Genomic DNA, 13,074 nt, shown 5'->3' on the forward strand with positions numbered 1-13,074 from the left:
ATGTAATAAAAAGCCGCTTATTGATAAGTGGCTTTCGTAGGGGTAAATCAAATGGTTGGTTAAAATAGTGTATTAATTGCCCATAGAATACCTAAATCCTATTGCGTACCTAGGTCCGTATTGAGCAGCGCTCAAGAATTGACTTTCAAAGCGACTAAAAGAGCGCTCAGTTTCGTTAGTTAAGTTAATGCCTTCAAAGAACACTGTAGTGTTTTCTGTAATATCATAGTTAATGCTAATGTCCCATTGTAGATAGTCTTGTGCGTATTGTGGTGGAGCGGATGCACCAGAGTCTGGCAAGCCTTGTGCGATTAAATACTGATCACGCCAAGCGCCAGTTATCTTCACAGATAAACCATCTTTTTCATAAAAGCCTTGGATGTTTGCCGAATCACTTAGACCAGATAGAACTGCTTGAGAAGCAAGGTAATAGTTGTCGTACTCAACATCACCATCAACCATTGTTGCGTTAAAACCGGCACCAAAACCTGACTCGCCGAATAAGTGTTGAATCGCAACCTCTATCCCGTTGACTTTACGTGAACCAACGTTTTCAGGTGAATTTATGGTCCATTCAATTAGTGGATCAGTTGCAGGGTCGGGCAAAATACGATTGTTTTCACCAATACCGATGCCATTTGCAACAATTTCATTATAAATTGCTGAGTCTGTTGCTTGTTCGCCTCGTCCTTCAATTGCGGCGACTGCGTTGTTCCAACGTTCACCTAAATAGACATCATGCAAACCTTCGAAAGAGGTTTTAACTTGGGTGTTATCAATCCAGTTATCAACATCTTTCCAAAACAGGCCTACAGCAGCGTAACTACCTTCGTTGTAGTAATACTCAAGACTTAAATCAAAATTAGTTGATTTAAAAGGCTGCAAATTAGGGTTACCACGGCTACCACTTCTTGAGTTCAACTTAGGTGATGGGGTTAAGCTGAGGTTGCCTAACATATCACCAAGAGTCGGTCTAGTAATAGTTTGACCCCATGAGATTCTTGAAACTAAGTCATCGGTTAAATCAACTTTAATATCAATCATAGGTAGCAGTAAGTCATATTGACCTTGGTAATCAACTTCTACGAGCTCACCACCACTGGCAAATTCAGTTAACCACTCTGAGCCACCTGCCCAATATACTTGTTCAGCCACACGGCTTTTTGCTGGGCTGACAATATCAGTTTCTTCGTAGCGTAGACCTAGGTTAACAAATACGTCGTAGTCGCTAACATTAAATACCCAATTACTCGATAAGTATAAGCTGATTGTTTCTTCTTCAACCTTATTTAGTGGAAAGTCATCAAAGCTACCAATTTGATATACGTCACTGCCAATAACATCTTCAGTTAAATAAGCACTTTGGCGGGCGAATGCTTCATCAAGATCGTAGCTGTATGCATAACCTGGAGCTACACCATTAGGGCCAAATGAAAACTCGTCTAAAAAGTTGCTTAAATCAACTCTTTCAAACATTGCATCTGGGAATATTTCAGCAAATACGCCGTTGTTAAAGCCCGGCGCATTAGCATTATTTGATCCACCCCAGCCACTAAGTGTTTGCTTAGTGTATGCAGCACCGAACTTAATTGTTTCAAGGCCAAAATCAGTCTCTGTAAATAGCTTACCATCTAACTGTACTTGTGAGACTTCTGACTCGCCAGGTGTGCGGGTAAAAATACTGAAGTTAGAACCAATTTGATTTGGGTTTACTTCTTGAGTGCCATTATTCCAATTAATGTTATAGCCAGGAATATCTCCTTCTTTGAAAAAGTATTCTTTAGAACGCAGCTCTGCTGAGCCTAAAATGATTCGAGCATTGGCATTTAATCCTTTGTCTTTACCATTGTCAGTTGTGGTTTTTGAGGTGTGGGCGTCAAGCTTAAAACTAAGGTCTTCAGTTGCTAACCATTCAATATTAATACCTGTGGCTTTTGAATCAACTTCAGATGTTTCACGAAAAGCGGTGAATGAAGCATCATCACCTGCAGAATTGTAATAAACCGCCGTGCCATTTTCATCCAACTCATAAGCATTGCCGTTACCGCCAAATGAGCCATTCCATATACCCCACGATAATGAGTTATTGCCAGTGATTGCATTGGAAACTGTGTGGTCGAGTGTGAAGGTTAAATTATCTGTCGGGGCAAATTGAATGGTTGCCTGCGCATTAAAGCGCTCACGTTGGATATCGTCTTTTGCAAAACTCACCTCTTGGGGAAAGAAAGCAGCGGATACAAATTCACCATTATCACCAGCATTTGGATCAAAATATTGTTTCGCTGGATTGCCATCAGCATCCATTGGGCGATTATCAATAATATTTTCAGCATCAACAGATAAACTAGGATTGACTAGCCAAGATCGAACATTTGCAGCTTGGCGTTGAAAATCGCGGCGATGGTAGGAAAAGTTGGCAGAGACACCAAACCTGTCATCGGCAAAAGTGTTACTGTAAATACCGGCAATTTCTGGAGTAATATTATCACCTTCTTCTACTGAAGAGTCGTGAATACCTTTAGCCATAAAAGAATATCTTTCACCTGGCTTTTGCAATGGCTTTGCCGTAACAATATTGACTGTGGCACCAAGTCCTCCAGTTGGGGTTTCTGCCCGAGCAGTCTTTATAACCTCGAGTGAACTAACACCTTCTGATGATAAATTTTCAAAATTAAATGAGCGGGTAAAACCAGTTCCCGCCATTTGGCGGCCGTTAAGCGTTACTAAGTTAAATGACGGGCCAAAGCCACGTACAGTAATTTGGCTACCTTCACCGTTGGCGCGACTTACAGTTACACCTGTAATACGTTGCAAAGATTCGGCTAAGTTAGTATCGGGGAATTTCCCCATTTCTTCTGCTGAAATTGCATCAACGACACCTGAGGCGTCACGTTTTACATCCATTGAACGTATAAGAGAGCCGCGAATACCTTTTATTTCAATAACTTCTATGTCAGGTTCTGCAGTGCTTTCTTCAGCGGCATAAGCTAAATTGACTGTACTTGCTGCAATAACAAATGAAACTGCGGCTGCTAGTTGACTTTTTTTAAAATTAATCGTGTTCATAATAGTCTACTTATATACAAATTTGTTACTTTGGTTGGTAAGCGCACTTACCAACCCGTTGAATTGACGCTATTAGTTTCGTGTGATCATGGCATTATCAATACGATACACCGCACCATTGCCGGTGCCCCATGCAGGGAATATCATCACAACGTTAATGGCACTAATATCAAGGCCTGCGTCATACAAGTCTTGTACATTAAAGGTAAAGGTTTGCCATTGGCCAACAAGTACGTTTTGTCCTTCATTACTGGCTGTTAAAGGAAATTCGGCAAAGTTATCATCAAGTGTTGATTCTATTTTAAATAGCCATTGCGAGTCAGGGTTTGAAGGCGCTGAGACTACCTTCATATCAAATTTCACAACACCATCGGCTAATAAATGTGAGGCATCAAACGATACCTCGTCATCGGCTAAAAAGCCCATAACAGTTGGCTCGCTACCAATCATAAATTGGGCAACTGTACCGTGATCCGCGTCATCTGCTTCTTCGGTTGGTGTAGAGCCACCACAACAATCCCAAATACTCCATTGCTCAGGTGCAGTGTCTTTAAATAACACTAAGTCACTACCGGTTGGCATGGCTTCTGGGTCGTATATTTTTGCGTTATCAACACGATAAACAGCCCCTTCGCCGCTGCCCCAAGCAGGGAAAATCATCACTACATCAATGGCGCTAACATCAAGGCCGGCAGCTGCTAAATCGACTAATTTGAAGGTATAAGTTTGCCATTCGCCTGCGCTTGGAACTGCGCCCTCAACACTGTCTGACAAGTTTACTTCAGCAAAGCTTGCTGTACCTGGTGATTCAAGTTTTAGTAACCATGGAGCATCCGCTGTATTTGGCATTGATGTTACTTTCATGTCAAATTGCACAACGCCTTTTTCTAAAATTGCGCTGGCATCAAATGGGGTTGCACTGCCACCAAATTCACTGCGATTAGTAAAGCCCATCACTGTTGGTTCTGCACCGATGCTAAATTCAGCTGTTAAACCGTGCTCAGCGTCATCCATTACTTCAACTGGTGTTGAACCACCACAACAGTCCCACATTGGCCAATCTAGGTTTTGTCCGTCAGTGAAAAGGTCGACTTCTGGCGATGCGCCTACATCGCCTTCAATCGCAACATTAGCGATTAAGTATTCTGCACCTTCACCTGCGCCCCATGCTGGGAACATCATAAGTACATCGATAGCACTTAAATCTAAGCCTCTTTCTTGCAGTGAAGCAAGTGTAAAGGTATACGTTTGCCATTGACCAGTAACAGGCTCCACACCTTCTACACTTTCACTAAGGGGTACATCACCGGTGCTAGGGCCGCCATCACCTGCTTCGGCTTTGAATAGCCAAGGTGTACCTGCTGCAGGAGGAGTCACTACTTTCATGTCAAATGTTAAGCGACCATTTAATTCAAGTAATGGTGACGCATCAAATGGCGCCGATGTTCCTGCAAAGTCATCAGGGAAATGACCGCCACGCGTTGAAAAGCCCAAAACAGTGCCATTGTTGTCATTAATATTAAACTTAACAACCTCGCCTTTATCTGGATCAGCAATGATCTCTGGTGTTGTACCGCCACAACAATCCCAAGCAAGCCAATTAGCATTTAGGCTGCCATCAAATATATCAAGATTTTTTGCCACGCCATCGCTCGGTGGTGTAGGCACTGGTGCTGCACCTTCTACTAACGCATCGTCTAAGCTATCGTAGCCTGGGCGCACTGTCTCACAGCCTTTACCGGTTTCTGGGTCTGATGCACATTCGTAAACACGAACGTAATCAATAGAGTAAGTTTGACCGTCGGCAAAGGCACCAGCATCGACGCCTAAGTTATTAACGTTTTCTGGCCAATCACCGCCTACGGCTAAGTTTAGGATCATAAAAAATTCTTGATCGAATGGTGCACTGTCCCAATGAGTAACTAGCTCTCCAGAGCCTTGCTCATAGTATTCAGCAAACCAACCACGATGTTTTAAGCCAACTGCTTCGTCTTTTGAATTATAACGAACTTCAGATTGGCGTTGTGTTGCAAATAAATAGTCGTCTATATACCAACGAATTTCACCTTCTTGCCATTCAATTGCATAGGTGTGGTAATCATCGGCAGGATTCATGTCTTGTGGAAATTCGTAAGCTTTACCAGAGCTGGCATTATTAGGCCATTCGCGACCATAATGTAAGGTGCCGTGGACATGTGATTCAAGGCTGCCGTCTTCGTTTGCTACCTTAAGGTTCACCGCCTCAAGAATATCAATTTCCCCAGAGCGCGGCCAACCACCATAAACAGAATCTGTTGGCATCATCCAAAATGCAGGCCAGCTACCTTGGCCTGATGGTAATTTGGCACGCATTTCAAAGCGACCATATTTAAAATCAGCTTTGTACTGGGTGGTGAGTCTTGCTGAGGTGAAGGGTTTTTCTGCACCTTCAGCCGCTGGCAGGGCAACAATGTTGAGCATGCCATCGTTGATGAAGGCATTGTCTGGGCTGTTGGTATAACATTGTTTTTCGTTATTGCCGCCGCCATCGCAGTTGATTTCGTAGTTCCATTTAGCTGCGTCAATTTCGCCACTGTCGAATTCATCGCTCCATACCATTTGCCAATCAGAAACAGGCTCTGTTGGATCGACCTTAGTTAAATTAGTTTCGGTTTCGGCGCCACCGCCACATCCCGCAAGCGTTGCTATCGAAATAGCAGCAACAAGTCGGCTTAATTTGATTGTTGTCATGTTCATCAGTTGAACCCCAGTTCGACAAAAAATTGTAAGAACATCGTTGATAATTATAATTGTGTATTCCAACGAATTTGTAAGCGCTTACATTACGAGATAAAAAACACACCTCAAGGTGTAAGCGCTTACAAAAGCGTATGCCAATGTTGATATTTGGTCAACAAAATTAAGCTATTTTTTTAACTTATATTTAACGCTTAGTGTGTTTTCGGTCTTTTAGTATTGGTTATTTATATTTATTTAGTTGTTTATTACTGAATAAACAACTGAACTTGCTCAGTTAACCATTATATAAATACGCGTGTGCGCTTAGAAAGCAGAAGCTGGAGTTGATGAAGCGGCAGCACAGGGAGCAAAAGCGGTTGCTATACAATTAGATTTAAGTGTTATTTTGGGTTTTGAGGCGTTTTAGCCCAGCATTGCTGCTGGGCTGTATTCTTATAGATCTTTATTTAGAAACTGTAACTCATAGATACCCAAAAACTACGCGCTTTTTGCGTGGTATTATAATCTGAGGTACATTCATATTCTTCTTGTGATGTTGCTAACAAGCAAGTGCGGCTTGATAAGTCGTCATCCAATAGATTATTAATACGTGCATTCAGTGCTAGGCTATCATTAATTTTATAACTCGCGGCGAGATGATATAAATCATAGGCTTTGTAATATAACTTTTGTGTTTCAGGGCCTTGTGGACCAGATACATTAGCAGTCCCGCGGTAACGATCACTGCGAATTTCTGAAATAAGTGAAATACTCAAATCATCTAATGGCTGCCATGCAAGCGTTAAGTTATACATGTTTTTAGGTGTATTAACCAAAGGAAGCCCTTCATCACGGCCACTTTTCACTTCACTGTCGGTATAAGTAAAGTTACCACGCAGTGCAAGGTTGTCGATAATTTGCCAATTAGCAGCGACTTCAACGCCGCGAGTTGCTGATTTATCAACGTTAGCAGCTTGCGTAAAGGTGGTGCTACCGATGCCAGCCCAACCTGCGCCAATTTCAACACAAGGTTCATCAGCGATGGCCACTTCACAGTTTGGCAAGTTATCTTGGTTAATGATTTTGTCTTTAAAATCATTGTAAAACACCGTGATATTACCGCTAAAGTTATCATTACCGTTAAAGTAAGCGGCCATTTCGTAGTTTACACTGGTCTCAGGTTGTAGATCCGGCGTGCCAACAAAAGGTTTAGTACCTTGGCCACCAAAGCCGGTGATGCCTGGGAATAATTGGTTTGGCTCTGGTGTTTTATAACCAGTACTGATACCACCTTTAAAGGTCCATTCATCTGCAGGAGAGTAAGCTAAATAAGCACGCGGACTGACTTGTGAGCCAAAAATATTATGGTGATCATAACGGGCGCCGAAAGTAGCGGTTAGATCTGTGGTTATTTCCCAGTTATCTTCTGCAAAAATAGCGGTTTGGCGGTGATTTTGAGTCGTACCTTTACGGAAACCATCCCCGTACATACCAAATACACCATCTTCCATTTCGGCATCAAAATACTGTGCGCCAACTACAAAATAGTGGTTATCTATATTTGATTCAAACTTAGTATCAATAATTAAGTTATCAAGTTTTAATGTACGCATTGGACGAGGTAAAAAAGTCTCATCAAGTTGAGCGTAAATTGCATCTGTTAACTCAGGCTTGTCAGTGCCTTGATCTTGTACCGCTTGATCCCAAATGGCTTGCACACCTAAGCGCTCTTGTACATTAAGCGGTAATGAGCGACCAAAGTTTTCGCTGCTGCTTTGGGTAATGCTGCTGGTAAGCGTGCCAGCATCATAGCGACCAACATGGGCGAGGACAAATTGCTCACGTTCAACACGTTGATAAGGTGTATAACCAACGCGCGGTTGTACAATGCCTTTACTAACACGCCATAAGCTGACTGGGCTATCTAGCGTACCCGTTTGACCTTCGGTGTTATCGTAGCGTTGTTTAGCTATATCGTACTCAAAGGTAATTTCGTTTTGTTTATTGAGCAGATAGTTTATTGTGGCGCCCGCATTCCAGTTACGCGCTGCAACGATTTTTTTATCGCCAAAGCTGCCATCATCAACCCACATGCTGCCATCTGGTAGCGGTAAGTTTTCGCTGTATGTAGGCTCACTTTCTTGGCGGTCGTAAAAACTACCACGGATCCCATATGTTAACCCTTCGATACCACTTGGGCCGGTTAAATATAGGTCGATTTTGTTATCGTTACCGTATTGGTCGTCGGTTTGAATATTGCTACTTACAGTCACGCTACCATGGGTGCTATCAAGGTTTTTACGGGTGATGATATTAATGACCCCACCGATGGCATCGGCACCGTATAACGTAGACATTGGCCCACGTACAACTTCAATGCGCTCAATTGCTTCCAGTGGTGGCATGTACATAAATTGGCTATTGCCAAAATTATTTGGTCCGATATTGCCTACATCACTTTGACGACGACCATCAATCAACACGAGCGTATAGCTAGCCGGTAAACCACGCATAGTAATGCTGATATTACCGTTTTTATCTTGCCCTGCGCCGACATCAATACCTTCGATATCACGAAGTGCATCAGCAAGGCTGGTAAACGGCTTATTTTGGAGATCTTCGCGAGAAACAACCGAGACACTCGCGGGTGCATCAATTAATTTTTGCTCGTAACCAGACGCCGTGACAACCATAACTTCCATATTTTCAGCGGTGTCATCATCAGCGATAAGCGTTGTTGATGTTAATAATGCACTGATCAGTGAGGCCAAATAAAGCGGACGGGATTTCATTGTACTTCCTTCATGAAAAGAATAAAGATTATAAATCTAATTAGTAACCGAGGTCGGCATGATAACAATTATCAGTTGCATGTTCAATTGTGTAAGTGAAAATATTTACATTTAGTGAATAATATTCATATTAAAATAAACAAGGGTGAAATTACTTCAGTACTTAGTACGGGTGGTTAGGATAAAATAGAAAAGCCCAGCAAGAGGGATGCTGGGCAAATAAGTTAACGTTTTTTGCTCAGTAGCGGACTGGCTGCGCCAAGGGTAAAAATTGCAAATAATATGTACCAAAGCGTGTAGTCATGTTCGCTATCTTTACTTTTTTGCTCTACCTGTGCTAATTTTTGACCGCTTACTTGCTGTTGCCCCGCAGCATTAACTGAGGTTTGCGTACTGCCAGGGAGCAGCGGCGCTAAACCAAAGCCTGGCGCTTGGTTTTTAACAAACTCAGTGAATTTTTCATTATCGGTCACCACATCATGCTGGTTGGCTATGTCAATGTAGGTTTCAAGCATTTTCTTTAATGTCTGTGCATCCGCTGGCCAATAACCTTTGCGTACCGCTTCAACCATACGTTCGATGATTTGCGCGAGTGCTTCTGGATTGTGTTGTTCAAAGAACTCACGCATTTGCATTTCATACTTATCATCAACATAGACTTCAAAAAACGCTTGCCATTGGTCATCTCTAATTGCTTCTGGTGTCATAACTTCCCAGCCCCACATATTATTCATGCGATCAAATATGGCTGTGGCTCCGGCATAACCAGACTCTTGCATGGCTTTGATCCAACGAGGGTGGAAATAACGGCTACGCATTTCAGCATTGACAAATTCACTGAGGGTTTGTGCTTTGACATTATCTTTACGGCGTAAGTTAGAGACGTACATCTCTGGCGTGTTACCATCTAAATGACGTACGGCAAGGCCGATACCGCCAAAATATTGGAATGGATCATCATTGGTCAGCAGTGCATATAAGTTAGTTGAGCGTGAGAATATAACGCCATCAGTACCAGAGAGCACTTGGCTATATAAATTGCTATCGCTAACATTTTCGCTCCAGCGCTGTTCATCTTTGCCAAACGCAAAACCCATCCGATCAAGATACAAATTAGCGAGTTTACTCTCTTCATCCCAGCTATCTGACGCTAAACTTGCACCAGCAAGACCGGTTCCATAGTTACCAGTTTCGTTGGAAAATAACCGGATTGACGATAGGTAATCAGCATCTGCTGCGCTTTTTCCTTGCGCTAAAAGTTGCTCTTTTAGGCTATTGGTATGGCGATAAACAAAGTTATTGTCTTCTTTCATTTTGGCAATTTTATCAATCGCTTCAGCGAGCCATAACATGACATTTGGAAATGCATCGCGGTACAAACCGGTGGCAGATATCACCACATCAATGCGTGGCCGGCCAAGCTCTGAATAGGGAATAACCTCAGTATCAATCACATTACCTTGATGATCCCATTTTGGTTTTAACCCCATGGCATGAAGTATTTGTGCTTCCAGTGCCCCTTGATGACGCATGGTTTCTAATGACCATAATGAGAAAGCTAGCTTTTGTGGAAAGCGACCATGTTTACTGTGATAGTCATTAATGGTTTGCTCCATTAACGTCACACCGGCTTGGTAAGCTTCTTTAGACGGCACTTTGGCTGGGTTAAAACCAATTAAATTACGACCTGTAGGCACAGCTTCAGGACTGCGGATTGGATCGCCACCATAACTGACCGGAATATATTCGCCGTTAAGCGCATTTACTAAACCACTTAGCTCAGCAATATCATGAAAGTTATCCCAATATTTTTTAGCTTCATTAAGTTGTAAGTTCAGTTTTGCTGGTAATGCTGCTAATACAGGGTCGTTACTATTACTGTTTTGAGCAATAAATCGTTTAACGAGTTGATAGCCTTCAAGTGCTTCAAGATTAACCACATTGCGCTGATCTTTTTGTTGTTCAACAGACAGTGTAAGGTGATGTTGTTGTTCAAACTGCGCGGCGGCTTGGGTAAATTCATCTCCGAGCATTTGCAAAATAGTGCTGTATAAGTGTTGTTCTTTGGGTAATTCACCAAAAATATGAATGCCTAATGGCTGGCTCATTTGGGCAAGCGTATTAAGGTGATCTTGAATATGGGTGACTGCATTATCAAAATCAGCACTGAGTGCATCGGGTGTTAGCGCCAAGTCAGTTAAAATATTGAGCTCACTGGCAAGTTCAGTAATTTGACGCTGCGTATTTTGCTTTGTTTGACCTTGTTCAAGCATCATGAAGTTAGTGAGCAATTCATTTAATTCAGCGACTTGGGTATATAAACCTGCTTTAGCAAAACCGGGGGTTAGATGGCTTATCATTGTTGCGCGCCCACGGCGTTTGGCTTGCATTGCTTCACCCACGTTATCAATAATATACGGATAAAATACAGGAATATTACCGATAGCTAAAGTTGCTGCGTCGTATACGGATAAACCTCGCTCTTTACCGGTTAACCATTCTTGCGAGCCATGAGTGCCTAAGTGGATCACGGCATTGGCGCCAAAGGTTTCACGCGCATATAAATAAATAGCTAAGTAGCTGTGGTTAATTGGCGTTTTAGTGCTGTGGTATAACGAGGAGTGTTCTTGCTCATTTTGCCCACGTACACCCTGCGGTAATACAATTAAGTTACCTAATTTCATACGTGGGATCACAAAGGCTAGTTGGCCATTATGTTCAGTAACCATTGGGTTATCGCGCGGCTCACCAAAGCGTTCAATAATTGGCTGAGTAACGGATGTAGGTAAGGCATTAAACCATGTTAAGTAAGTATCAAGAGGCAGCCAATCGGCTAAACCTTGCTCAATAAGTGCGCTGGTATCTTCATTACGATAATAGGGACGCAATAATTGACCGGCATTGGCAATAATTTGCTGCGGGCTTAGGCTGTCAATTTGATAGCCTTGGGCTTTTAGTGCTGTGGCAATATTGGTGATTGATGAGGGCACATCTAAAAATGCAGCGCCAATGTTTTTCTCTCCTGGCGGGTAGTTCCAGATGAAAGTGGCCACTTTTTTATCTTCGGCTTTGATATGGCTTAAGTTTGCATGATTATAGGCACGTTCAATTAAGGCATCAAGTTGGGCCTTCATCACCACTTTTTTACCCTCTTGATTGGCCGCGATAATAGTAGGATCGGTACTGCCGGTATCTTCAGGCATTACTAAAAAGAATGGGGTGAGGGAGGGAGATATACCAGCATGGTCTTGCTCAAAAGCATGTTCATCACCTGCGGTGTAATTGAGAGCATGGATCACGGGCACACCAATCTGAGCAAATTCAGCTCGGCGTTTTTCAACATAATGTAATGAACGATAATTGATTAGTAAGTCAACCCGCGCGCCCTTGTCATCAGTGAGTAAATCAGGGTATGCGAGGCTTTCATCATTGCCCTCAAAAAAGAATGCGATGGCTTTTGCTCCTTTTCTTTCGAGGCCACGTATTAACGCATCTACAACCTGTTGTTGTTCATAATCAATCACTGAACGGTGTACGCCAATCGCTATCACCGGTTGATTGAGGGCAGGTTTAAGCCACGAAAAGAAAGCTTCCTCATCTGCGCTAACGAGCGTATCAAAATCGGGATGATATAGGCCTACATTTGGCACGATTGTAGGGGCTTTTGCTGTGGTGTTTGATAATTTAAATACTTGGTTACTTAAAAAAAGCATTAAATTGCGATAGTTTTCGCGCCCTGCATTATTATAGTAAAGGCCTATTTGTTGATGTTGCTTAGCTGTTAGCCCTTGGTTCATAGCGCTGCTCTCTAGATCGCCTAATGACACGACAGGCACGTTTGAAAACTGACTTAAATAAGGCTGATATTTTGCAAACATGAATTTAGATAAAGCTGGATTGATACCATCAAGTAGGATTAGATCCGCATTTTGCCAATCTTGCATTATTTGTTGCTCAGATTTACCTTTGGCGCTGTAGTTGGTGAATGTAAAAGGTTGATCGGCGCTTAATGAGGTTAATAAATCCCCCTTGGCTTTTGATACATGGCTCGACATCATCATTAGCACTTGGGGTTTATCTTCAGCGGCTATACTTGGCGTAACTATGCTTAGATAACATAAGCATAAAATGATAAAACGCATCATGGGATTTTTTTCTCGTTGTTATTGTTAGTGTTTTGATCTTGCGATCCGGCTTCTGGCACATACACAAAACTGCCATCGGCCATTTTATAAGCGACCCCAGCACGCATTCCTGCACCTGAGCCAATATCACCCGTTGATTGATATTGTTTTATTTCTTTTCCTTCTTTTACAATTACTTGCATATTTGGTTTGCCTGCATTTTTTACCACAGTGACATTTTCTGCAGTAAATGGGCTGAGAGGGTTTTGTGCGATGGCGATCAGTAATGCTGCAATGATCACTAAAAATACATCCACTAGATTAACCGCACTTACAATTGGGTTTAACTCTTCATCTTCATCTAAAAAGCGCAT

Annotated in this window: 5 protein-coding genes; all 5 read right to left on the reverse strand. The window is 42.4% G+C overall.

Going from position 1 to position 13,074, the window contains the following annotated elements; all coding sequences use genetic code 11:
- Positions 1–72: 72 nt before the first annotated feature.
- Positions 73–3,066: a TonB-dependent receptor gene (locus tag NDQ71_RS18955; RefSeq protein WP_192540262.1), complete on the reverse strand. Its 2,994-nt coding sequence runs from the start codon at positions 3,064–3,066 to the stop codon at positions 73–75.
- A gap of 72 nt (positions 3,067–3,138) precedes the next feature.
- Positions 3,139–5,802, reverse strand: a complete 2,664-nt coding sequence (locus tag NDQ71_RS18960; RefSeq protein WP_301562929.1) for a glycoside hydrolase family 16 protein — start codon at positions 5,800–5,802, stop codon at positions 3,139–3,141.
- Between the two features lie 449 nt (positions 5,803–6,251).
- Positions 6,252–8,576 carry a TonB-dependent receptor gene (locus tag NDQ71_RS18965; protein WP_301562930.1) on the reverse strand — a complete coding sequence of 775 codons (2,325 nt, stop codon included), beginning with the start codon at positions 8,574–8,576 and terminating at the stop codon, positions 6,252–6,254.
- Positions 8,577–8,800: 224 nt separating this feature from the next.
- Positions 8,801–12,721 (reverse strand): cobaltochelatase subunit CobN, encoded by a 3,921-nt coding sequence (gene cobN / locus NDQ71_RS18970; RefSeq protein WP_301562931.1) that lies wholly within the window; start codon positions 12,719–12,721, stop codon positions 8,801–8,803.
- On the reverse strand, positions 12,718–13,074 hold the full coding sequence (locus NDQ71_RS18975; protein ID WP_301562932.1) for a DUF2149 domain-containing protein: 357 nt from the start codon (positions 13,072–13,074) through the stop codon (positions 12,718–12,720). Before NDQ71_RS18975 ends, cobN begins: the two co-directional genes overlap by 4 nt.

It is taken from the genome of Pseudoalteromonas sp. KG3, from assembly GCF_030436385.1.
Taxonomy (GTDB): domain Bacteria; phylum Pseudomonadota; class Gammaproteobacteria; order Enterobacterales; family Alteromonadaceae; genus Pseudoalteromonas; species Pseudoalteromonas prydzensis.

Excerpts from the sequence above, each read along its gene's own strand:
- NDQ71_RS18955 (WP_192540262.1), bottom strand. The coding sequence starts at position 3,066 with ATGAACACGATTAATTTTAAAAAAAGTCAACTAGCAGCCGCAGTTTCA.
- NDQ71_RS18960 (WP_301562929.1), bottom strand. The coding sequence starts at position 5,802 with ATGAACATGACAACAATCAAATTAAGCCGACTTGTTGCTGCTATTTCG.
- NDQ71_RS18965 (WP_301562930.1), bottom strand. The coding sequence starts at position 8,576 with ATGAAATCCCGTCCGCTTTATTTGGCCTCACTGATCAGTGCATTATTA.
- cobN (WP_301562931.1), bottom strand. The coding sequence starts at position 12,721 with ATGATGCGTTTTATCATTTTATGCTTATGTTATCTAAGCATAGTTACG.
- NDQ71_RS18975 (WP_301562932.1), bottom strand. The coding sequence starts at position 13,074 with ATGCGCTTTTTAGATGAAGATGAAGAGTTAAACCCAATTGTAAGTGCG.